Source organism: Clostridium thermobutyricum DSM 4928 (genome assembly GCF_002050515.1).
GTDB lineage: Bacteria > Bacillota > Clostridia > Clostridiales > Clostridiaceae > Clostridium > Clostridium thermobutyricum.
The window spans coordinates 1-23,808 of record NZ_LTAY01000027.1 but is presented as its reverse complement, the minus strand read 5'-3'; the positions used below and the strand labels follow the sequence as shown (position 1 = coordinate 23,808).

The following is a 23,808-nucleotide window of genomic DNA, read 5'->3' as shown; positions in this document are numbered from 1 at the left end:
TTTAAAGAGGTGTCTTATTTTTTATAAATTATTTTATAACATAGTCAATTGATTTAGAGTTGATTGATTATATATTATTTAAGTAATTTAACTAATACAGCTTTTTGTGCATGAAGTCTATTTTCTGCTTCATCAAAAATAGAAGATTGGTGCTTTTCAAATACTTCAGTAGAAATTTCTTCTTCTCTATGTGCAGGAAGACAGTGTAGAACTATTGCGTCTTCTTTTGCACTTTTCATAAGTTGAGGTGTTATACAATATCCATTAAAGTCTTTAATTCTTTTTTGAGCTTCAGATTCTTGTCCCATACTAGCCCAAACATCAGTAATAACAATGTCAGCATCTTTAATAGCTTCTTTTGGAGAAGTAGTAAGAGTAAAATTTACTTTAGATTTATCAGCAATTTCATTTGCAAGAGTTATATATTCGTCTGTTATTGTATAATCTTTAGGAGATGCAATAGAGAAATTCATTCCTACTTTTAGACATCCAACTATAAGAGAGTTTGCCATATTATTTCCATCACCTATATAACAAACTTTAAGTCCATCAAAAGAATTTTTATATTCTCTAATTGTCATAAGATCAGCTAAAACTTGGCAAGGATGCTCATCATCAGTTAATCCATTTATTATAGGAATAGAAGAATTTTCAGCTAAAGTTTGAATTTCTTCTTGTTTAAAAGTTCTAATCATTATTCCATCTAAATATCTTGAAAGGACTTTAGCAGTATCACAGATAGGTTCTCCACGACCAATTTGTAAATCAGAGCTGCTTAAAAATAATGCATTTCCTCCAAGTTGAAACATTCCTGTTTCGAAAGATACTCTTGTTCTTGTTGATGATTTTTCAAAAATCATACCTAGAGATTTTCCTTTTAAGTGGTGATGAGTTATATTATGCTTTTTCTCATATTTTAATTGGTCAGCAAGGTTTAATATATCAAGTATTTCTTCTTTAGATAAATCATTCATTTTTAATAAGTCTTTTTTCATTAAAATAGCCCCCTTTTATTTTAAATCTTATCTATTACAATATAAAATTAGATTTTTTTATTTATTACATTAATAAGGATTTCTAAACCTTTCATTAATTCATTTTCATTTATTATTAATGGTGGAAGAAGTCTTATCACGTGTTCCCCAGCAGTTAGAACAACTAACCCACGTTTTAAAGCTTCTTTTTGAACTTCTGAACTAAAGCCTTTAATCTCGATCCCAACCATAAGTCCTTTTCCGCGAATATCTATAATGTTTTTTCCTTTATTTTTTTCTAAAAAAGAGAAAAGCTTATTTGAATTAGAATTTATATTTGTAATTACCTCTTCTTTAGATAATTTATTTAAAACACAAATAGCTCCAGCTGAGCAAACAGGATTTCCACCAAAAGTTGAACCATGGTCAGAAGGTTTAAAGGTATCTTTAAGCTTTTCATCACATAATACAGCTCCAATAGGAAGTCCTCCACCAAGACCTTTAGCAATTGTAACTATATTTGGTTTTAAGTTATAGTGATTAAAACCAAATAATTTACCTGTTCTATAAATACCACATTGAACTTCATCAAAAATAGTTAATATATCATTTTCTTTACATATTTTAAAAGCTTCTTTTATAAAGTTTTCATCTAAAGGATGAACACCACCTTCTCCTTGTATACTTTCAACCATTAAAGCACAAACATCAGAAGTTAAAGAGTTTTTTAAACTAGAAATGTTATTTGCTTCTACATATTTAAATCCATTAGGAAAAGGGAAAAAATGCTTATGAAATTTTTCTTGTCCTGTAGCTTTAAGCGTAGCTAATGTTCTTCCGTGAAAAGATGAAGTTAAAGTGATTATAGTTCCTCTAGTTTTTGTATGATATTTTTCAGAACTATATTTACGAGCAAGTTTTATTGCACATTCATTTGCTTCTGCTCCTGAATTTGCAAAAAATACTTTACTCATATTAGATTTTTCAACTAATAATTTAGATAATTCTAAAGCTCGTTCATTTAAAAATATATTAGAAATATGTTGAAGAGTAGAGACTTGATTAGAAATTGCATAAATAAAATCTTTATCTCCATATCCAATTGAATTTACACCTATACCACTTGAAAAATCTATATATTCTCTATTTTCCTTATCATAAAGAAAAACTCCATTTCCTTTAATAAATATTTTATTTAAAGGAGAGTACGTATTCATTAAATAATTCTCCATCACAACCTCCTAATAAATCATTGTTCCAATACCTTCATTTGAAAAAAGTTCAAGCAAAAGAGAATGGGGTATTCTACCATCTAAAATATGTGCTTTAGTTACTCCCATACGAACAGCTTCAACACAACATTCAATTTTAGGGATCATTCCACCTTTAATTATGTTATCACTATAAAGTTTAGGAATTTCGTGCAATCTAAGCTTAGATATAATTGTATTTGAATTTTTAGGATTAGTTAAAACTCCAGGTACATCAGTTAATAAAATAAGTTTTTCTGCTTTTAGAGCAGAAGCTATTTTAGAAGCGCAAATATCAGCATTGATGTTATATACATTGTCATCATTTTCTCCAATAGCTATACTTCCTACAACTGGAATATATCCACTATCTAATGCCATTTTTAATGGCTGTATATCAATTGAAGTTATTTCACCTACATAGCCTAAGTCAACATCATTATTTAATTTTTTAGCTTTTATTAAACTTCCATCAATTCCACAAAGACCAATAGCTTTTCCACCATATTTTCCAATTAAAGAAACTAAATCTTTATTTACACTACCTGATAGCACCATTTGGACTATATCTATAGTATCTTCACCAGTATATCTAAGACCATTTATAAATTTAGATTTAATATTTAATTTTTCTAAAAAAGATGAAATATATGGACCTCCGCCATGAACTACAACAGGGTTAAAGCCTACACATTTCATTAATATGATGTCATTTATAACTGATTTGCGAAGTTCATCACTTATCATTGCATTTCCACCATATTTTACAACTATAGTTTTTCCACTATATTCTTGTATATAAGGTAATGCTTGAACTAAAATTTCTGCTTTATAATCTGCATTTACCATAAAAGTCCTCCTAATTAACTTCTATAATCACCATTTATTTTTACATAGTCATAAGTTAAATCACATCCAAAGCATGTTGCACTTGAATTTCCACTATTCATATTAATTATTATTTCTATTGTATCTTGAATTAATATTTCTTTTGCTTTAGTCTCATCAAACTTTAAGCCTATTCCTTCTTTATAAACTTCTATTTCACCATTAGTACTTTTAAATGAAACAGAGATTTTATTTGGATTAAAGTTTATTTTAGAATATCCAAGTGCACAAAGAATTCTTCCCCAATTTGCATCTGATCCAAAAATTGCAGTTTTAACTAAGCTTGAATTTATAACGCTTTTAGATAAAGTGATAGCATCTGCAACAGAAGGAGCAGAGCATACAGTACATTCTATTAATTTAGTAGCACCTTCACCATCACTAGCTATTCTTTTAGATTGAATAAGATTTAATTTAGTTAACGCATCTAAAAATAAAAAATAATCTTCATTTTTTTCAGTTATTTCATTATTTCCACTTAATTTATTTGCAAGTATTAATACCATGTCATTAGTACTTGTATCACCATCTACAGAAATTCTATTATAAGTTTTTTCTACACTTTCTTTTAATGCTTCATTTAATAAATTTTTTGAAATATTAATATCAGTACTTATGAAAGAAAGCATAGTTCCCATATTAGGTTCTATCATTCCAGAACCCTTACAAATAGAACCTATTTTAACTTCTTCTCCAGTTGAAAGAGTAAAGCTTACTGCACATTCTTTTTTTCTAGTATCTGTTGTCAGAATAGCTGAAGCAGCATCAGAACTATCAGATGAAAGACCTAGTGTAAGTTTAGAAAAGGAATTTACTATAAGTTTTAAATTTAGGGGAACACCTATTATTCCAGTTGAAGCTACAAGAATATCTTCAGGTTTTAAATGAAGATCAAAAGAAGCGAAGTAAGTCATTGCTTTGGCATCTTGAATTCCTCTTTCTCCATTACATGTATTTGCATTCCCACTATTTATTATTATTGCTTGTGCTGTACCATCTTTTAAATGTTCTTTAGTAACATAAATCGGAGCCCCTTTAACTACATTATTTGTATATACTCCAGCTGCATTACATTTAACTTCTGAATAAATTAATGCAAGATCTTTTTTACTTTTTTTTAATCCGCAATGAACTCCAGAGGCCTTAAAACCTTTAGGAGTAGTTATAGACCCATTTTCTATAATTTTCATAATAATCCCCCCATAAAATTTAGAAGCTAGGACTTATAAGGTTTAAACCTTCTGTTTCTTCAAATCCTAAACATAAATTCATATTTTGGATTGCTTGTCCAGCAGCTCCTTTAATCATATTATCAATTGTACTAACTATTATAAGTTCATCTTCTCTGTGATTTAGGTGAAGAGATATATTACAGTAGTTAGAAAGTCTAACTTGCTTTATTTGAGCTATATCTCCTAAAGGCAAAATATTTATAAAAGGCTCATTTTTATAGAAATCTAAGTAGATTTTTCTCAATTCAATTAAATTAATTCTATTTTTAGGAGATAAATAAATTGTAGATACTATTCCTCTATTAATTGGAAGAAGGTGAGGAGTAAAAGTTATTTTTACTTTTTCTTTTGAAATTGAGTTTAAAGTTTCTTCTATTTCAGGAAGATGCCTATGACATCCAATTTTATAAGGACTAAAATTTTCATTTACTTCTGTATAATGAGAAGTTAGACTTAATGAACGTCCTGCTCCTGTAGTTCCTGATTTAGAATCACAAATAATTCTTGAAGTATGGATTAAAGAATTTTTTAAAAGAGGAAGAAGAGCTAATTCTATAGAAGTTGGATAGCAACCAGGATTAGCAATTAGCTTACTTTTTTTAATTTTTTCTTTATTTAATTCTGGTAAGCCATATACACTATATTTATGAATGTTTGGCTTATCAAATTTTTTATTATACCATCTTAAATATTCTGATTCTGAAGAAAGTCTAAAGTCAGCTCCAAGGTCAATTAAAAGTTTATTTTCTGATAAAGCTTTTTCTGCAATTTCCTCACTTAAACCATGAGGAAGAGCAGTAAATAGTACATCACAATTAGAAAGAACTTCTTCAGCATTTTCACATATTAAGGCTGTTTTATTTATAAAATTTTTATAGATAGAGCTTATTTCTTCACCTATAAAGGAAACAGAACTTATTTTAAAAACTTGTACTTTAGGATGATTTAAAAGCAATCTTAAAAGTTCGGCGCCAACATAACCAGTAGCGCCAATTATTCCAACCTTAATCATTAATAAATTCTCCTTCTATATCATTAATAAATTTTTTTAATTCATCTAATTGAATAAGAACAGATTCTTTAGAAGGTCCTCCAAGAACTTTTCTTTCTTGAACACAAGTATTTAAATCAATTGCATTATAAACATCATTTTCGAATATAGAAGAAAATTCTTTTAATTTAAGTAAGGTTAAATCTTCAATTCCTTTATTTTCTTTTATACAATAAAGAACGACTTCTCCTACTATTTCATGAGCATTTCTAAAAGCCATTCCTTTTTTTACAAGATAATCAGCAAGGTCTGTTGCATTTGTAAATCCTTTAGAAGCGCCAGATTTCATAACATCTTTTTTTATTTTCATAGTATCTATCATTCCATTAAAAGTTTTAATAGATAAAGTAACAGTATCTAATGCATCAAATAAAGCTTCTTTATCTTCTTGCATATCTTTGTTATATGCAAGAGGAATACCTTTCATGACAGTTAAAAGAGTAATTAAATCTCCATATACACGCCCGGTTTTTCCACGAACAAGTTCTGCAACATCAGGATTTTTCTTTTGAGGCATAATACTGCTACCTGTACTATATTTATCTGAAAGTTCTATAAAATTAAATTCATTTGTACACCAAAGAATAATTTCTTCAGAAAATCTTGAAAGGTGCATCATTATAATAGAAAGGCAAGAAAGAGTTTCTATAACATAATCTCTATCTGAAACAGAATCAAGGCTGTTTAAAGTAATTTTAGAAAAATTAAGTTCTTTAGCTACCATTTCTCTATCAATAGGATAAGTAGAAGTAGCAAGAGCACCACTACCTAAAGGCATTTCATCTATTCTAATAAGTGCATCTTTAAGTCTTTTGATATCTCTTTTAAACATTTCGCAATAAGCTAAAATATGGTGTGCAAAAGTTATTGGTTGAGCCTTTTGAAGATGAGTATATCCTGGCATTATTGTATCTATGTTTTCTTTTGATTTTTTATAAAGTACTTTTAAAAGAAGATTTAAATCTTTAATAATAATAGGAATATATCCTTTAAGATAAAGCCTTAAATCAAGAGTTACTTGATCATTTCTACTTCTTCCTGTATGAAGCATTTTCCCACAAGGACCAATATAATAAGTTAGTAAGCCTTCAGTAAAAGAATGAATATCTTCAGAAGACATATCAATTTCTATAACTCCATTGTCTAATCTTTTAAGAAGTTCTAATAAACCTTCTTCAATTTTTTGGCTAGAAGCTAATGGAATAATTCCATTAGCACCTAACATTTTTGCGTGGGCTAAGCTTCCTAAAATATCTTCTCTATACATTCTTTTGTCAATTCTTATTGATGAATTAAAATCATTAACAAGTGGATCTGTTCCATCTTTAAATCTTCCGCCCCATAATTTCATAATTATTTTTTCTCCTTAAGAGCTTGTTCCATTTTGGCTTTTACTGTTATAGGAAGTCCAAAAAGGTTAATAAATCCAGCAGAATCATTTTGGTTATAAACTTCATCTTCATCAAAAGTTGCGTATTCTTCACTGTATAGAGAGTATGGAGAAGATATTCCAGCACTTATTATATTTCCTTTATAAAGTTTTAATTTTACATCTCCAGTAACTGTTTCTTGAGTTTTATCTATGAAAGCTGAAAGTGCTTCACGTAATGGAGTGTACCATTGGCCATTATAAACAATATCAGCAAACTTTAATCTCACCATTTCTTTATAGTGCATAGTTTCTTTATCTAAGCAAATAGATTCTAAATCTTTATGAGCATAGTAAAGAATACTTCCACCAGGAGTTTCATAAACTCCTCTTGATTTCATTCCAACTAATCTATTTTCAACCATATCACAAATTCCAATAGCATTTTCGCCACCAATTTTATTAAGAGCTAAAATAATATCAACTCCATTCATTTTTTCTCCATTTAATGCAACAGGAATTCCTTTTTCAAAAGAAATTGTTATATAAGTTGGCTTGTCGGGAGCTTTTTCAACAGTTTTAGAAAGCTCTAATATTTTTTCGTAATTTGGTTCATTATTAGGATTTTCTAAATCAAGACCTTCATGACTTAAATGCCAAAGATTTTTATCTTTACTGTAGTTAGTTTCAGGAGTAAGCTTTATAGGAATATTTTTATCTATTGCATATTGAATTTCTTCTTCGCGAGATTTTATATCCCAAATTCTCCATGGTGCGATTATTGGCATATCTGGTGCATAAGCCTTTATTGCAAGTTCAAATCTAACTTGATCATTTCCTTTTCCAGTACATCCATGACAAATAGCATCAGCCCCTTCTTTTAATGCTATTTCTACAATTCTTTTTCCTATTATCGGTCTAGCAAAAGAAGTTCCAAGAAGATATTTTCCTTCATATACGGCATTTGCTTTTATAGTAGGGAATATATAATCATAAACGAACTCTTTAGTTAAATCTTCAATATATATTTTTGATGCCCCTGTATTTATTGCTTTTTCTTTTAATCCTTCTAATTCATCTTTTTGTCCCACGTTTCCAACTACAGCAATTACTTCACAGCCATAATTTTCTTTAAGCCATGGAATTATAATTGATGTATCAAGTCCTCCTGAATATGCTAAAACAACCTTATTATATTTTTTCATAAAATAGCCCCCTTTTTAAAATAAGAATTTAAATACAAAATTTCTATTTATTGGTATTATATAGTTTTTGGAATATTTATGCAATATATTTAATGAAATAAATAAAAAATTATTTTTTATGCACAAATAATGCATAAAATTTGATTGCATTTGCATAAAATCAAGTTGTGATGAAGTAAAAAAATAACACAAATGAGAGTAGAATACTAGGTAGACAAGGGTATTTTAAAATTTAAACTACAGATAATAAAAATATATCAAGAAACAAAGGAGTGATGTTAAATGACTACATTAAGATGTGGAGTTACTGATTGTAATCATAATAAACAAAACTGTTGTTGTAATATTGAAATAACAGTAGGAGGACAAGAGGCTGAGATTCCAAGCGATACGAGATGCAAAAACTTCGATTATAAGTATGAAGCTTTAAGAAGTGACATAAGAGATATAAATCCTAATTTATACATAAATTGTTGCGTAGATAAATGCATCTATAATAAAGCTCAAATGTGTACGGCAAAAGAGATTGAAGTTGGAAACAATCTGAAAAGTTATGAGTCAGATACACAATGTAATACCTTTGTGGAAAGATAATATAAAAAAGCTTAGATTGTTAATCAATTTAAGCTTTTTATAAATTTATAATATGTTTTCTAAAGTTGGTTCTTGTAAATTTCTTATAGACCTAGATGACAATCTAAGGATATGTAATGCTGCTGAAGCATCACTATCATTTTTTAATTTAGAATATATAGCTATAGATGTACAATTATTTATAAGATTTTCAATATCTGTATTAGATATATACATTGCATGAAATGCAGTATCAGTTTCTAAAATATTTAGTAATTTTACAGATTCATCATAGGCTTTATCATAGTCTTTATTGTCTAATGCCATTTCAATTGAATCACAAGATGTTTCTATATGCTCACACAAATGTATAAGCCTTCCGCGTGCAAAAAATACTAATCCAATTAAAAGTACAAAAAGTACTAATGAAATAATATTATTTTTCATTTTGTGTATTCTCCTTAGTGTAGTTATCAAAAAGTTGATATTTGAAATTTCCTTGTGTATCAAAGAAAGCTATTAAAACTTTTTTCATATCATCTATACCATATTCCTTAAGCTTATTGGTTACCCATTCAGTGTCATGATTTACTTTAGTTAAAGAATTTTTATTTATTTTGCCATCACAAACTAGAATTTTAGGTAATAATAATTTATTTGAATTAGAATTTTCTGACATAGTTTGAGATCCTGTATTTTGAGAACTAGAGCTCTGGGAACTAGAACTTTGAGATCCAGAATTTTGGGGTTTAGTATTTTTAGTACCTGTTTTCTTTGATTTAGATTTTTTTGTTTTAGGTTTCTTATATCTAGAACCTTTAGTACCAGAATTTTGAGAACTAGAAGTTTGATTACTAGAATTCTGAGAACCAGAGGCTTGATTGCTAGAATTCTGAGAATCTGAAGCTTGAGTACCAGAATCTTGAGAACCAGAGGTTTGATTACTGGAGTTTTGAGTCCCGGAAGCTTGGGTACTAGAATTTTGAGAATCAGAGGCTTGATTACTAGAATTCTGAGAACCAGAGGCTTGATTACTGGAGTTTTGAGTCTCGGAAGCTTGGGTACTAGAATTTTGAGAACCAGAAGCTTGATTACTAGAATTCTGAGAACTTGATGCTTGATTACCAGAGCTTTGTGAACCGGAATTTTGAGAGCTGCCTGAGCCTTGAGAACTTTGTGCTTGATTAGGAAGGATTGATATATCTCCATTGTTTTCTAAAATAGCATATTGAATTTCTTCTAAATCAAAATAGCCAGCTAGTCTTAATTCTTCCATTAATTCATCTAAATTTATTTGTTGGTTTTTTAAATTTTTATATTGTATTTTACTATTATATATTAAAATAGTAGGTTCACCATCTATTATTTTTCTAGCAAACTGACTTTTAAGTTGTAATTGAGATAAACCAAGTTTCAATAATAATAATGTTAGTATTGGAACTATTCCGAGAAGTAAAGGTAACTTCACATCTTGCATTGGAAGTAACGCAAGGTCAGAAATCATAATAGTTATTACAAATTCATAAGGTTGAAGTTCTCCAATTTGTCTTTTCCCCATTAGTCTCATTACTAATATAACTAAAAAGTATAATATTACTGTTCTTGCTAAAAGTATAAGCATAATTTAAGCTCCTCCTTATAAAAATAATATTCTCAAAAATAAAACAAATATTCATAAAATAATATATAAAATTTGTTTCATAGAAATATTCAAAGTAATATAATGATAATAGAAGAGAGGAGGCATTTATTATGGAAAAATATAATATAACGCTTGAAGATGGAAATATAATTGAAGTTGGGAAAAATACAAAATTTATAGATATAATAAATAGTCATTATAGCCAAATAAAAGATAGTGTAATTTTATGTAGGTTAAATTATGAATACTACGAGTTAAATTCTGAAATAAAAGAGTCAGGAAACTTAACTTTAGTACAGTTAAATTCACAAGAAGGAATGAATGTATATAAAAGAACATTACAATTTATATTTGTAAAAGCAGCATTTGATTTATTTCCTCAATCAAAGATAACTATAGAACATTCTATAAGCAAATGCATTTTTGGAGAGATTCATAAAAAAACTATTTTAAATAGAGAAGAAGTAGAAAAAATAAAAGAGAGAATGATAGAAATAATAAACAGTGACCTTCCTATAGAAAAAAATAGTTTTACTAAGAAAGAGGCAATAGAATTATTTGATAAAGAAGGAATGGATGATAAGGTGTCTCTTTTAAAATCAATGGAAGTAGATTCGATAGATTTATATAAAATAGAGGATAGATATGACTACTTTTACGGGTTAATGGCAATATCTACAGGAATAATTAAAACCTTTGATTTAAAATATTATGAACCAGGGTTCATATTAAGATATCCAGAGAGAGATGATATTTATAATTTACCAGAATTCAAAGAACAAAAAAAACTTTTTAATATTTTTTATGAAACTGAAAAATGGTTAGAAATATTAGAAGTTGGAGATGTAGGAAGTTTAAATAAAAAAATAGAAGACGGAAAAATAAGAGAGCTTGTAATGGTGTCAGAAGCATTACATGAAAAGAAAATAGCTTATATAGCAGATAATATTACAAATAAACATGGAATTAAGATGGTTCTTATAGCAGGTCCATCTTCTTCAGGAAAGACTACATTTTCAAAAAGGTTAAGTATTCAATTAAGAGTAAATGGATTTGTTCCTGTTCCTATTTCTCTTGATGATTATTTTGTAAATAGAGAAGATAACCCAAAAGATGAAAATGGAGAATATGATTTTGAATCTATTTTATCACTAGATTTAAAAACTTTAAATGAGCATTTTATAAAGCTTTTAAATGGAGAAGAGGTTGAGGTTCCTTCTTATAATTTCAAAACAGGAAAAAGAGAATGGCATGGAAATAAGCTTAGATTACCTAAAAACGGAATACTTATTGTTGAAGGAATTCATGCATTAAATCCTAAGTTAACAGAAAAAGTTAAAGAAGAAAATAAATATAAAGTTTATATTTCAGCTTTAACTCAATTAAATCTTGATAATCATAATAGAATTCATACTACTGATGTAAGAAAAATAAGAAGAATAGTAAGAGATTATCTATCAAGAGGTTATGGAGGAGAAGATACATTAAAAATGTGGCCTTCTATAAAAAGAGGAGAAAAGAAAAATATATTTGTATATCAAGAAGATTGCGAGGATATGTTTAACTCAACTCTTGTTTATGAATTGTCAGTTTTAAAACCTTTTGCATTAAAAGAATTAAATAAAATAAAAAAAGATAGTCCAGTTTATGCAGAAGCTTATAGATTAAAATCATTTTTAAGTTTCTTTAAAGAAATACCAATGGAATATGTTCCAGAAAACTCTATATTTAGAGAGTTTATTGGTGGAAGTTGTTTTTATGACTATTAAATTAATTAAAAAAAGACTTTTTCAAATTTGAAAAAGTCTTTTTTATTTTTCGGATATTTCTAGATTAGAATGGGCTGAGATAAATTTTTTAATCATATCTTTTTGTGTTTTATTTATTTTTAGAGAGAATATTATTTTATCAGCTTTTAAAAAGTTTATTCTATATTTATTTTTAATAGAAATTATATCTAATTTTGATACGGTTTTATATTGAACAAAATAATAATTGAAAAATAATCCTTTTGGAGAAAGAATAACTTTTGTATTTAAAAAAGTAGAAATAGCCATAATCAGTATAAATATAAAACCTAGAATTATTTCTATCATGTCTAAATTTTTATATTTAAATATTAATAGTATAAATAAAATTATATCAATAGCTATATAAACAAAGAAGCTAATAGGATAATAAGAAAATTCATTACACTCACCTTGAGAGTAGATATCTTTTTTTCTATCAAAAGTTCTTTTTAAACTAAAAGCAAAGTAAATTATTAAAGCTGCGAATATAATATTTGATATAGCGGTATTCAAAATAAGACCTTCTTTCGTATTAAAATTATGAAGAATATAGAGTAAAATACTTAAATTTATTAAAAAAGTTATACCAACAATACTTTTAATAAAATACTTATTGGTATAACTTTCTCTTAATTTCTTTCAATAGCACGTTTACCATGCTTATTCATATAATCTTTAAACATTTCTTTTTTAGATTCATCTAATGAGAATTTTAATTCTCCGCCATTAGTTTTTCTAATTGTTATATCATATCTTCCAGATCTTTTTATATTAGGAGTAATAACTATTTTTGTCATTTCGGAAAATTTCATCATACTATACATATAAGAAAATTCTTTATTTCCCATAACAATTCTAGAGTTAACTATTCCAGAAGTTACAGCTAAAATTATAAATACAGCTGAAATTGCAAGTATAATTGGGTTTAAGCTTTTAACATCATATAGAGTATATGCAAGAATTAGAAGTACTACTATAACATATGTAAAAGTTATTGGGGCAAGATTAGAAATAGTTATTGAGTCAGCAGACCTTTTTAATCTTAATTGAGCACCAAAAGGTTTTATAATATTTTTTGATAAAACAAATATTAATCCGATTATAACTATGTAAATTAAAATTTGCATAAATATATCTCCCTTCCATTTTTTAAATTAATATGAAAAATATATATTATATTATCCAAAAAGAGATAAAATAATCCATAAATATAAATATGAATAAATAATAGCAATATAAAAAGAATATTATATTAAATAAAAATGAACTAAATATTAAAATTAAATGAAATACTAAGGAATATTGATAAATCTATTTATTTATTGTTAAATAAAAGTAATATATAAATAAATTAAGAGGTGAAAGATTTGATTAAATTTGAAGGTAAAGAAGAAAAGAGAGAAGCAAAAGAATACATACAAAATATAGCTAAAGCATCAGCTTATTTTTCTTTTAGAAATGGACCTATTAAAAAGATGTATGAAGAAGGAAAAATAACAGATGAAGATATGAAAAAAATACAAGAGTATATGCAAGATCATTTAGCATATCTTTATACAGTATTATTAGAAGAAAATAATATTCAAAAATTTGATTTAATAGTTTCAACTATGAATAAGTTTTATGTAAATGATGATTCAGAAGTAAAAATAAGTGATGATGGATTTGATAACTTTTATAAAAGTCTTTTTAAATAATAAAAAAAGCCTAAGAATTAATCTTAGGCTTTTTTTATTTAATATGATTAACAGTTACAGATTTTCTTTTTAATACTTCTGATAATATAGAACCATTGTTTTTAGAAATAGTAAAAGAAAATTTAGAACTATCCTTAAACATGAAAGCAAAAACTTTTCCGTTATTTCTATTTGCAATTCCAACTGTTTTTAAATCTTTATAGCTTCTATTATAGAACATATAGCTAAAATTATAATATCCTAATAAAATAGTTGTATTAGAATAGCTAGTTAAAAGCAATACTATTACTATAAATATAGCTAACCATTTTGTTAAAGGTGTAAATTCTTTCGTATACATAAATATGTAAACTAAAAATACTATGGCAACTATAGCAGTTGTAAAAAACATAGAATTAAAATTTCTGATTATTGTATATTTACCTTCTTTTTTTATATTCATTCTTTTAAAGAATGTTCTTAATAAAAAGAATAAGTTAATAAGTATAAAAATAACTTCAATAATAAATAAAGCATTCATAATAAAAGTCCTCCTTTAAGTTATAAAAAAGTCTTCTAATAGTATCACAAAAATATTATAAAAATATTAATAAAGTTTATAAGTGAGATTAATTTTTAACTCTTGATTAATAGACTAAAAATATATTAAACTGAGTGTATATAAGATAATAAAAATATTACATAAAAGGATAAGGTGAAAAAAATGAAAAGTGTTGGAGTATTTGATATATTAGGACCTATTATGATAGGACCATCAAGTTCTCATACCGCAGGTGCAGCAAGACTTGGTAAAGTTGCAAGATCTGTTGCAGGAGAGGAAATAAGTGAAGTTACATTTTTATTGCATGGTTCATTTGGAAAAACATATAAAGGACATGGAACTGATAGAGCTTTAGTAGCTGGAATATTAGGAATGGAACCAAGTGATAAAAGACTTAGAACTTCAATGGATATAGCTAAAGAAGTGGGATTAAAATATATTTTTAAAGAAGCAGATTTAGGTGATGAACATCCAAATACAGTTAAATTTATAATGAAGACTAAGAGTGGAAGTCATTGTGAAGTTATGGGATCATCAATTGGTGGAGGTAGCATTAAAATAACAGAAGTAAATGGAAATAGAGTTCAATTTACAGGAGAATATCCAACTTTAATAATATCTCAAAAAGATGTTCCTGGAGTAGTATCAAATGTAACAGCCTTCCTTTATGAAAAAGAAATAAATATTGCATTTATGAGTGTATTTAGAAAGCAAAAAGGACAGATAGCAACTATGATTTTTGAATTGGATAATCCAATAGAGAAAGAAATAATAGAAAATATAAAAACTTTAGAAAATGTATCTAAAGTTATAATGATAAATCCTGTACAGGAGGAAGTTTAATATGCAAAAAATAGCTAGAAGTGGTGAAGAACTTATAAATATATGTAAAGAAGAAAATATATCATTAAGTGAATACGCTATAAGAATGGAAGTAGATAAATCAGGATTATCTAGAGAAGAAATAATAGAAAAAATGAGAGCTAATCTTAAAGTAATGATTGATGGAGTAACAGAAGGAATGTCAAAAGAAGTATATTCTGTTACAGGATTAATTGGTGGAGATGGCTTTAGAGTAAATGAATATTTAAAAAAAGGTGAAACTTTAACAGGTACAACTACTGTTATGGCAATGTCAATGGCTCTTGCATCTTCAGAAGTAAATGCTTCAATGGGAAAAATAGTTGCTTGCCCAACAGCAGGTTCTTGTGGAATTCTTCCAGCGGTTATTCTTTCAGCTGGTGGTAAGCTTGGAAAAACTGAAGATGAAATGATAGAAGGACTTTTTGCAGCAGCAGCTATTGGAACAATAATAGGAATGAATGCAACTCTTTCAGGAGCAGAAGGTGGATGTCAAGCAGAATGTGGTTCAGCAGCAGCTATGGGAGCAGGTGCAGTAGTATTTCTTATGGGAGGAACACCAAAAATGAGTATGGATGCTGGTGCAATTGTAATAAAAAACATACTTGGATTAGTATGTGATCCAGTTGCAGGACTTGTTGAAATTCCTTGTGCAAAAAGAAATGCTGCAGGAGCTATAAGTGCTCTTTGTACAGCAGATTTAGTAATGGCTGGAGTAGATTCTAAAATTCCATTTGATGATGCAGTAAGTGCAATGTACAAAGTAGGAAGAGAATTGCCAGCTTCATTAAGAGAAACAGCATTAGGTGGAGTAGCTGTAACTAAAGCTGGATTAGAATTAAAAAAGAAAGCTTTTGGGGAAGAATAACATATAAATCTATGAGGATATAAGAATTTATAATTAAATTCTTATATCCTTTTTCATTTTGACATATATTTTTAATTAACTAAGTAGTCTTTTTAGATATAATTAAATAAAATATAAAGAATTATAAAAATATTAGAGAAAAGGAGTGATTAATATGAGAAGAGCTTTAACTATATCAAGTGCTGATTGTATAGGTATGGTTGGAATACAAAAAGATATGGAAACCTTTATAAAGAGCAATATTTTATGTTCAAGTGTAACTACTTCTATAATAGCGCAAAATAAAATGAGTAAATTTAAAATAGAAGGAGTAAGCCCAGAAATTATAAAATCACAAATAAAAGCTGTTTTTGAGGAAGTAGATTTTAGTGTTATAAAAATAGGGACTATTGTAAATACAGAAGCTATAAAAATGGTAGGAAAAACTTTAAGAAGAACTAGAGGTATTCCTAATATAGTTGTAAATCCCCAATTAATAAATATAAATGGAGAAAGTATCTTATCTTCAAGTGAAAAAAAAGCTCTTATAAAAGAAATTTTTCCATTAGCATATCTTTTAATATTAAGTAAAAAAGATATTGAAGAGCTTCTTGATATTAAAATATATGATATAAATGAAATAGAAGATATAGTAGAAAAGTTAAAAGCTTTAGGTCCTGTAAATGTACTTATAAGAAACCTAAAGTCAGAAGATGATGAAATAGATATTCTTTATGATGGAGAAGAGTTAACGTATTTTAAAAGTGAAAATTTAAATATTCAAGATACATATATAGTAGGAGAAAAAATGTCAGCAGCTATTGCTGCAAGTATAGCAAAAGGTTTTAGTTTAAAGACATCAATAAAATCAGGAAAAGAATATATAGAAAAAGAAGAAAAAAATACAAAAAGATTTATTGGAATTGAAAGTTAAAAAGTGATAAAATTATAAAAACAATGTTATCCAAGGAGGTAGTTATGAATAATAAGATAAAAGTAGGAATTGTAGGATATGGAAATTTAGGGCGTGGAGTTGTAAGTGCCATAAAACAAAATGAAGATATAGCTTTAGAAGCAGTTTTTACTAGAAGAGAAGGATTAGAAATTGAAGGAATTAAAACAGTAAACATAGCTAAAATAGCAGATTATAAAGACATAATAGATGTAATGATTCTTTGTGGTGGATCTGCAACAGATTTACCAGAACAAGGACCTATGATATTAGAAATGTTTAATACAGTAGACTCTTTTGATACTCATGCTAATATTCCAGATTATTTTTCAGAAATGGACAATGTAGGAAAAACTAGTGGAAAATTAGGTTTAATATCTGTTGGATGGGATCCAGGATTATTTTCAATTATGAGATTAATGGGAGAAACTATACTTCCTGAAGGAAAAGACTATACATTCTGGGGTAAAGGAGTAAGTCAAGGACATTCTGATGCAATTAGAAGAATAGAAGGAGTTAAAAATGCTATTCAATATACTGTTCCTAAAGAAGAAGCATTAGAAAAAGTTAGAAATGGTGGAAACCCAGAATTAACAGTTAGAGAAAAGCATAGCAGATTATGTTATGTTGTTTTAGAAGAAGGAGCTTCTAAAGAAAAAATAGAAAAAGAAATAAAAGAAATGCCAAATTATTTTTCAGATTATGATACAGAAGTTAATTTCATAAGTGAAGAAGAATTAAAAGAAAATCATGTTGGTATGCCACATGGTGGATTTGTTATAAGAACTGGACTTACTGGAGTTGGAAATAGAGAAAAAATAGAATTTTCATTAAACTTAGATAGTAATCCAGAATTTACTTCAAGTGTACTTGTAGCTTACGCAAGAGGTGTATATAAGATGGCTAAAGAAGGTAAAACTGGAGCTATAACAGTATTTGATATGCCACTTGGATATCTTTCTAATAAAAGCCCTGAGCAATTAAGAAAAGAACTTTTATAGAAGGTAAACTATGTATAATCATTTTATTTTCTTAAAAAAAGTAAAAGGTGAAATAGAATCTTTGAAAAATTTATTTTCAATCGGAGATGGAGTTAGAGAGTTAACTTGAGAATATACTTTTGAAAATAAACTTGAGTATGATGAAATAGCTAAGAGATATTATCAAAGTGGACAATATAATAAAGTAATTATAAAAAGAGAATATGTTTTAGAAAAGTTAGAAAGCTTTTTTAAAATGTCGGAAAAAGATAGTAACTATTGTGTTGTGCATTTTGGAATATAAATAAAAGAGTGCTAAAATTAGCACTCTTTTATTTATAAAGTTATAGTAAAGCTAATAAATGGGCTATTTTTATTAGCTTAAAATTATATAATGGACTAAATTATATAATTTTAATTTAATAAATTATTTTGATTCAATTTTTTTAAAACAATTTCTAAATCGTTAACTATAGCTTTACTTATTTTTTCGTTATATTCATTGAAAGTTTTTTCATCAGAGAAGAAAGGGTTTATACAAGTAGCTCTTAAAATACTTACAGAACCAATTCTTTTCCATTCTTCCTCAGGAATACCACATGTATTAACAAATTTCAAAGGACTATCTCCATATTCATCACGAGATAAAATAGTATGGGATGTAATGAATTCATTTGTAAATAATTTAGTACAGAATGAGGCTTCTTCATAGAATCCGTGAGTAAGTTCATTCATTAATTTAAGATCAGTATTCCCTTCAATGTTAAACGCAAAATTAATCATGTTAAAATCAGGATCAACTAATGTTTTGACAGTTATATTTTTATCAAGAACTTTAAAAGTTTTTTGGTTATTTATTCTGTCATAAAACATGTTAGCACCTTCAATACTAGCACCTATTAATTTACCGTAACCTGAAATGTTAAGTGGTAAAACCTTATGAGCTGCCCAAACTGATGCAGCAGAAGCACCTGGTTTAGAACCTTCTAAAGTAAATGCTCCAAGTAAAACTGGGATATCCATTCCTTTTTCAAAAGTATAATTAGCAAAATAAGAAATACAATCCTTAATTCTTTTATCTTTTATACAAATACCACCAGCTGCATATGGTACATAACCCATTTTATGAGGGTCAATAGTTATACTATCAGCTTCTTTTATAGCTTCAAAAGCTTTATAAACATCATGTGATGGCCAGTTTATAGCTTCACAGTTTTGGAATACTTCATATTCTTTATATTTAGTTTTTAACTGATTTTCAGGTATAAAGTTATAATCTTCATCTAAGAACATTGATCTACAATATGAACCGAAAGCAGCGTCAATATGGAAATAGAAATTAATTCCTTTTTTACGGAAATATTCTTTTAATTCTATTATTTTATCAACATGGTCAACAGCACCTTCTTCTGTTGAACCAACAACAGCAACGATTCCTAATATAGGAATATTTTTACTAGTTGTTTCTTCAATTATTGATTTTAAGGCCGTAATATCCATTCTGAAATGTTCATCTACTGGTACTTCAATTAAACTATCACCACCAATGCCTAAGATATCTGCGGCCTTAAGCCATGAATAATGCTTAGTTTTTGGCACTAATAATTTACCTAACTTAGTTATTAAATTTGCATCACATCTAGCAGAGTTATTTTTTATTTTATCGAATTTATCTGGAACTTTTTCTAATAAATCTAAAGTATCTTTAACTGAAAGGTTTAATAATTCCCATTCTGTCATTTCTTCAACTATTTCTGGAGCTACTTTTTTTATAGCAAAAGGAATAGATTTGATATTTCTCATATACCATAATGATTCTAAATTTGCAGTAGTACCATCTAATGATATATGTCCCCATCCTGTATCAGAATCAATTCCACAGAGTCTACAGAAGTCTTCACCAACTTCACCTTCTAAAATTGTAGTAGCTGGTGCACCCTCGTAAGCACAGTTATTTCCGTTATATAGCATAGCTGCAAAATATCCTAATAAAGAGGCCATTAATGTATCAGTATTCATATGACCGATATATCTCATAGAATGCCATGGCATCATATTAGATCTTAATTTACAAGATAACTCTTCAAGCATTTCTTCTGTTTTACATTGAGTATCAATAAAACTTTCTTTTCTAGCTCTAGTTGAAGTTATTACATCTCCATCTTCAGGATGAAAGTTCTTTCTCCATTGAGAATGTTCAGTAAACATTTTAGTTAAATTCTTTAAAAAGAATTCTTCATTTTCTGCTTTGGGTCCAAGAAATAAAGCATCTACATTTATATTTTTTTTATTTTCCATAAAAATCACTCCTTTGTTTGTAGATTTAACATTCATTATGATTTGATTCTAAGATAGTAAAAATATAAAAGCAAAAAGGTAAAAACATAACATTCATTAAAAAAATTACCAAATTTAATTAATAATTTACAATTGGATAAATTTAATAAACATTATTTAAGTAAAAAGTAAGATTCACTAAAAATAAATGAAAAATAATATTATTTTTTAACAAATTGAAAATTGACAAGGTTTTAAATTAGTATTATAACAAAAAGTGTAGATAGTAATTAACAAATTAATTAAGACAAATCAATTAAAATTTATTACGATTTATTAATTATAGGTTTAAAATATTTACACAAATTAAATAAAAGAGAGGGCGATGTCACATGAATAAAGTGAAAAAGCTTAGTTTAGTTCAACTTATTGGTATTACAATGGCATTCTTTGGTACTGTAAGAAGTGTTCCTACTTTAGCTATAAATGGGTGGACAGAAATAACTTATTTTATAGCTGCTGTAGTAATATTTGCAATTCCTATTGCATTAATTGCAGCTGAGCTTGCAACAGGTTGGCCAAAAGAAGGAGGACCGCAGGTTTGGGTTAAAGAAGCATTAGGACCTAAATGGGGATTTGTTACTTCTTGGTTATTATGGGTACAAATGATGACTGGTATGGTTATGGTTGGTACTACTATAGGGGTATTATTAGGATATGTAGTTAATGATTATTCCTTATCACAAAATAATATTTTCGTTCTTATATGTGTTTTAGTTTCGTTCTGGGGAGTTACTTTACTTAACTTAAAATTTGATATGGTAAAAGTTGTAGGTAACTTTGGAGCTTTAATCGGAGTTTATATACCATTTGCTGCGTTAGTTATATTAGGTATTGCTTATGCGTATAAATTCGGATTAAATCCTCATGGATACTTAGGAGCATTTCAAGCACATAAATTAGTTCCAAATTTCCATAAACTTGGAACATTAACTTATTTCTCAGGAATTATATTTATATTTGCAGGGGTTGAAATATCATCAGTACATGCTAATAATATTGATAACCCTAAGAAAAACTATCCGATTGCAGTTATAGCATCTGTATTAATATTAGTTGCATTAAACTTAATTGCTGGATTAACAGTTTCAAATGCTATACCAAATGGGCAAATTCAATTAGCTAATATAACACAACCATTTGTTATTTACTGTAAGGGACTTGGAATACCTATAATTTTCAATAATATTATTTCATTAATGATACTAATAGGTGTACTTGCTCAAATGAGTGCTTGGGTTCTTGGACCATCTAAAGCAATGATAAAAGTTGCTGAAGAAGGTAATTTACCAAGAATATTTCAAAAAAGAACTAAAAGAGATATTCCAATAACTTTCTTAATGATACAAGCTATAGTTGTTTCTATTCTTATATTAGCATACGTTGCAATACCAAATGTAAATAGTGCATTCTTTATGATTACGATTACAACAACTATTCTTTATTGTGTTGTTTATATATTAATTTGTATATCAGCTATTAAATTAAGATATAGTAGACCAGAAATAGAAAGACCTTTTAGATTAGGTGCTAAAAATAATGGTATAATGTGGATTGTGGCAATACTAGCATTATTTGGAGTATCACTAACTATTTTAGTTAGTTTAATACCTCCATCAATATTTAAACCAAGTCAATATACTTTCTATATTGGATTCCAAGTAATTGCAACAATAGTAAGTATAGTAATTCCACTTATCATATACAAATGTAGAAAACCAAGTTGGAGAAAAAAGGATATTTAGAAGGTTAATAGATTTAAACTGATAAAAACCAATCTTATTTTAAATATAGGATTGGTTTTTCCACAAATGGAAGTAGGTGAAGTTAAATGAGTATATTTAAAACCCAAGATATAAAAAGTGTTTCAAAGCACGTAAAGTCTAGTGAGAAGAATTTAGGTACTTTAGACTTAACACTTTTAAGTATTGGATCTGTAATAGGGACAGGAGTAATGGTTTTAACAGGAATAGTTGCTGCTAAGGAAGCAGGACCAGGTGTTATGTTTTCATTTCTAATAGGAGGAATAGCGGCAGCTATTATAGTACTTTGCTATGCTGAACTTTGTGCAACAATACCAAGTTCAGGTGGGTCATATACATTTCTATATGTAACAATGGGGGAAATAGTCGCATATGTGGCTGGATTAGCCATTATAATAGGATATATTTTAGCTACAGCAACGGTAGCATCAGGTTGGGGATCCTATTTATTAAATTTTCTAGGTTCTTTTGGAATACATTTTTCAAAAGAATTTACCACAATCCCTTCTCAAGGTGGAATTGTAAATCTTCCAGCTGTATTATCAATATTATTTATAACGTTTATAATTTCATGTGGAACAAAAAATAGTAAAAAAGTTAATAATATAATGGTTTTTACAAAGATAGGAGTTATTTTATTATTTGTAATAGTGGGAATATTCTATATGAATACAAAAAATTGGATACCGTTTTTACCATATAAAATAACAGGAGTCTTATCAGGAGCAGCAACAGTTTTTTTCGCATATTGTGGATTTGATGCAACAGCATCGGCAGCACCTTATGTAAAAAATCCTAAAAAATCTTTGCCCATAGGGCTTCTAGTATCATTAGCAGTATGTACATTTATATATGTAGCAGTTTCAGGAGTTTTAACTGGAATAACTTCATATATACATTTAAATGTATCAGATGCTTTGGCATATGCATTGAAGCTTTCAAATAGGCCGTTTATAGAAATGATAGTTTCCTTAGGAAGTGTAATAGGAATACTTGCAGTAATATTTGCGGGAAATTTTTCAACATCTCAAATACTGAGTACTATGAGCATAGATGGATTATTACCTAAGATATTTGGAAAAAAAGATAAAAGAGATGTACCTTATGTTGCTCTATGGATAGTAGGTATAGTGGGAGCTCTTTTAGCTGAGTTTGTAAATTTAAATCAACTTGCTAATTTTGCAAGTTTAGCTATGCTTATTGTTTATGGATTAATTTCATTTTCCATTATTATATTTAGAAAAAAATATCCTAATATAAAAAGAGAATTTAAAACACCGCTAGTTCCGTTATTACCTACATTAGGAGTTGCTTGTTGTTTGTTTCTAATTACAAATTTACAAGAGTCTACTATTTTAATTGCAACTGTAATTATTGTAATTTTGATAATAAGTTATTTTATTTATGGGAAAAAACATTCTAAAGTGAAAGAGGAAAACACAATATAATAAGGAAATAAATTAAGATAATACTACAAAAGTATTATCTTAATTTATTTTTGAAACTTTTTAAATTTTTTATACGTCTAATATGTGTAATTAAAAATCCGGATTTAAAAATGAGAGGGGATGTTTATGGAAGGGGTAATTAAAATAGATAAAGCTATGTCTAATGAGGAGAATTTAGTTAAAATTGCAATAAAAGGAGATAAAGAAGCTTTTAAAAAGTTAATAGAAATTCATAGTAGTTATATTTATAAAACAGCTTATTTATATGTAAAAAATGAACATGATGCCTGTGATATATACCAAGAAACAGTTTATAAAGCTTTTATAAATATTTCAAAATTAAAAAAAACTAAGAATTTTAAAACTTGGATTATAAGAATACTAATAAATAATGTTACTGATAAATAT

General features: G+C 27.5%; 22 protein-coding genes and 2 pseudogenes. 10 read left to right on the top strand and 14 right to left on the bottom strand.

The window, feature by feature from the left end:
* Nucleotides 1-74 precede the first annotated feature (74 nt).
* Genes argF through CLTHE_RS05060 form a run of 7 tightly spaced genes read right to left on the bottom strand, consistent with a single transcriptional unit; the run spans nucleotide 75 to nucleotide 7,969 of the window.
* Complete coding sequence (argF, locus tag CLTHE_RS05090) at nucleotides 75-995, bottom strand: ornithine carbamoyltransferase (protein ID WP_080022292.1); 921 nt, start codon at nucleotides 993-995, stop codon at nucleotides 75-77.
* Between the two features lie 47 nt (nucleotides 996-1,042).
* Nucleotides 1,043-2,206 carry an aspartate aminotransferase family protein gene (locus CLTHE_RS05085; protein WP_080022291.1) on the bottom strand — a complete coding sequence of 388 codons (1,164 nt, stop codon included), beginning with the start codon at nucleotides 2,204-2,206 and terminating at the stop codon, nucleotides 1,043-1,045.
* Nucleotides 2,207-2,215: 9 nt separating this feature from the next.
* On the bottom strand, nucleotides 2,216-3,073 hold the full coding sequence (gene argB, locus CLTHE_RS05080) for an acetylglutamate kinase (RefSeq protein WP_080022290.1): 858 nt from the start codon (nucleotides 3,071-3,073) through the stop codon (nucleotides 2,216-2,218).
* Nucleotides 3,074-3,087: 14 nt separating this feature from the next.
* Nucleotides 3,088-4,302 carry a bifunctional glutamate N-acetyltransferase/amino-acid acetyltransferase ArgJ gene (gene argJ, locus CLTHE_RS05075; protein WP_080022289.1) on the bottom strand — a complete coding sequence of 405 codons (1,215 nt, stop codon included), beginning with the start codon at nucleotides 4,300-4,302 and terminating at the stop codon, nucleotides 3,088-3,090.
* A 19-nt stretch (nucleotides 4,303-4,321) separates the two neighbouring features.
* Nucleotides 4,322-5,356 (bottom strand): N-acetyl-gamma-glutamyl-phosphate reductase, encoded by a 1,035-nt coding sequence (argC, locus tag CLTHE_RS05070; RefSeq protein WP_080022288.1) that lies wholly within the window; start codon nucleotides 5,354-5,356, stop codon nucleotides 4,322-4,324.
* On the bottom strand, nucleotides 5,349-6,746 hold the full coding sequence (gene argH, locus CLTHE_RS05065) for an argininosuccinate lyase (protein ID WP_080022287.1): 1,398 nt from the start codon (nucleotides 6,744-6,746) through the stop codon (nucleotides 5,349-5,351). Before argH ends, argC begins: the two co-directional genes overlap by 8 nt.
* 2 nt (nucleotides 6,747-6,748) lie before the next feature.
* A complete protein-coding gene (locus tag CLTHE_RS05060; protein ID WP_080022286.1) occupies nucleotides 6,749-7,969 on the bottom strand; it encodes an argininosuccinate synthase in 1,221 nt (406 codons plus the stop codon).
* 282 nt (nucleotides 7,970-8,251) lie between these two features.
* Between CLTHE_RS05060 and CLTHE_RS05055 the strand changes: the two genes are divergently transcribed.
* Nucleotides 8,252-8,563, top strand: a complete 312-nt coding sequence (locus CLTHE_RS05055; RefSeq protein ID WP_080022285.1) for a DUF1540 domain-containing protein — start codon at nucleotides 8,252-8,254, stop codon at nucleotides 8,561-8,563.
* Nucleotides 8,564-8,608: 45 nt separating this feature from the next.
* On the opposite strand, the gene CLTHE_RS05050 is transcribed toward CLTHE_RS05055, so the two are convergent.
* From CLTHE_RS05050 to CLTHE_RS17005, 3 genes and pseudogenes are all read right to left on the bottom strand, one after another.
* Nucleotides 8,609-8,989, bottom strand: a complete 381-nt coding sequence (locus tag CLTHE_RS05050) for a DUF4363 family protein (RefSeq protein ID WP_080022284.1) — start codon at nucleotides 8,987-8,989, stop codon at nucleotides 8,609-8,611.
* Nucleotides 8,979-9,179 (bottom strand): annotated as a pseudogene (locus tag CLTHE_RS17210) (YetF domain-containing protein); the annotation flags it as partial. The pseudogene CLTHE_RS17210 and the gene CLTHE_RS05050, both read right to left, overlap by 11 nt.
* Before the next feature lie 504 nt (nucleotides 9,180-9,683).
* Nucleotides 9,684-10,163 (bottom strand): annotated as a pseudogene (locus tag CLTHE_RS17005) (DUF421 domain-containing protein); the annotation flags it as partial.
* 131 nt (nucleotides 10,164-10,294) lie between these two features.
* Here CLTHE_RS17005 and CLTHE_RS05040 point away from each other — a divergent pair.
* A complete protein-coding gene (locus CLTHE_RS05040; RefSeq protein WP_080022282.1) occupies nucleotides 10,295-11,953 on the top strand; it encodes a nucleoside kinase in 1,659 nt (552 codons plus the stop codon).
* A gap of 42 nt (nucleotides 11,954-11,995) precedes the next feature.
* Here CLTHE_RS05040 and CLTHE_RS05035 read toward each other — a convergent pair whose 3' ends face one another.
* Nucleotides 11,996-12,487, bottom strand: coding sequence for a hypothetical protein (locus CLTHE_RS05035; protein ID WP_080022281.1), 492 nt, complete (start codon nucleotides 12,485-12,487; stop codon nucleotides 11,996-11,998).
* A 116-nt stretch (nucleotides 12,488-12,603) separates the two neighbouring features.
* Entirely contained in the window at nucleotides 12,604-13,101 is a 498-nt protein-coding gene (locus CLTHE_RS05030) for a hypothetical protein (protein WP_080022280.1), read from the bottom strand.
* A gap of 240 nt (nucleotides 13,102-13,341) precedes the next feature.
* On the opposite strand from CLTHE_RS05030, the gene CLTHE_RS05025 reads away from it, so the two are divergent.
* A complete protein-coding gene (locus tag CLTHE_RS05025; protein WP_002598355.1) occupies nucleotides 13,342-13,671 on the top strand; it encodes a hypothetical protein in 330 nt (109 codons plus the stop codon).
* Nucleotides 13,672-13,705: 34 nt separating this feature from the next.
* Here the strand turns inward: CLTHE_RS05025 and CLTHE_RS05020 are convergent, their stop codons facing one another.
* Nucleotides 13,706-14,191 (bottom strand): hypothetical protein, encoded by a 486-nt coding sequence (locus tag CLTHE_RS05020; protein ID WP_080022279.1) that lies wholly within the window; start codon nucleotides 14,189-14,191, stop codon nucleotides 13,706-13,708.
* 183 nt (nucleotides 14,192-14,374) lie between these two features.
* Here CLTHE_RS05020 and sdaAB point away from each other — a divergent pair, with 183 nt between their 5' ends.
* The 4 genes from sdaAB to CLTHE_RS05000 all read left to right on the top strand — a co-directional run bounded on the left by sdaAB (nucleotide 14,375) and on the right by CLTHE_RS05000 (nucleotide 17,873).
* Nucleotides 14,375-15,055 carry an L-serine ammonia-lyase, iron-sulfur-dependent subunit beta gene (gene sdaAB, locus CLTHE_RS05015; RefSeq protein ID WP_002598353.1) on the top strand — a complete coding sequence of 227 codons (681 nt, stop codon included), beginning with the start codon at nucleotides 14,375-14,377 and terminating at the stop codon, nucleotides 15,053-15,055.
* A gap of 1 nt (nucleotide 15,056) precedes the next feature.
* Nucleotides 15,057-15,941, top strand: a complete 885-nt coding sequence (gene sdaAA / locus CLTHE_RS05010) for an L-serine ammonia-lyase, iron-sulfur-dependent, subunit alpha (protein WP_080022278.1) — start codon at nucleotides 15,057-15,059, stop codon at nucleotides 15,939-15,941.
* Between the two features lie 154 nt (nucleotides 15,942-16,095).
* Complete coding sequence (locus tag CLTHE_RS05005) at nucleotides 16,096-16,854, top strand: bifunctional hydroxymethylpyrimidine kinase/phosphomethylpyrimidine kinase (RefSeq protein ID WP_080022277.1); 759 nt, start codon at nucleotides 16,096-16,098, stop codon at nucleotides 16,852-16,854.
* Nucleotides 16,855-16,898: 44 nt separating this feature from the next.
* On the top strand, nucleotides 16,899-17,873 hold the full coding sequence (locus CLTHE_RS05000; RefSeq protein WP_080022276.1) for a diaminopimelate dehydrogenase: 975 nt from the start codon (nucleotides 16,899-16,901) through the stop codon (nucleotides 17,871-17,873).
* A gap of 393 nt (nucleotides 17,874-18,266) precedes the next feature.
* Here CLTHE_RS05000 and CLTHE_RS04995 read toward each other — a convergent pair whose 3' ends face one another.
* Entirely contained in the window at nucleotides 18,267-20,150 is a 1,884-nt protein-coding gene (locus CLTHE_RS04995) for a pyridoxal phosphate-dependent decarboxylase family protein (protein ID WP_080022275.1), read from the bottom strand.
* A gap of 371 nt (nucleotides 20,151-20,521) precedes the next feature.
* Here CLTHE_RS04995 and tyrP point away from each other — a divergent pair, with 371 nt between their 5' ends.
* The 3 genes from tyrP to CLTHE_RS04980 form a co-directional block, all read left to right on the top strand.
* Entirely contained in the window at nucleotides 20,522-21,934 is a 1,413-nt protein-coding gene (tyrP, locus tag CLTHE_RS04990) for a tyrosine-tyramine antiporter (RefSeq protein WP_080022274.1), read from the top strand.
* A gap of 86 nt (nucleotides 21,935-22,020) precedes the next feature.
* Entirely contained in the window at nucleotides 22,021-23,400 is a 1,380-nt protein-coding gene (locus tag CLTHE_RS04985; protein WP_080022273.1) for an APC family permease, read from the top strand.
* A gap of 126 nt (nucleotides 23,401-23,526) precedes the next feature.
* A partial coding sequence (locus CLTHE_RS04980) for a sigma factor (protein WP_242945619.1) occupies nucleotides 23,527-23,808 on the top strand: 282 nt, incomplete at its 3' end.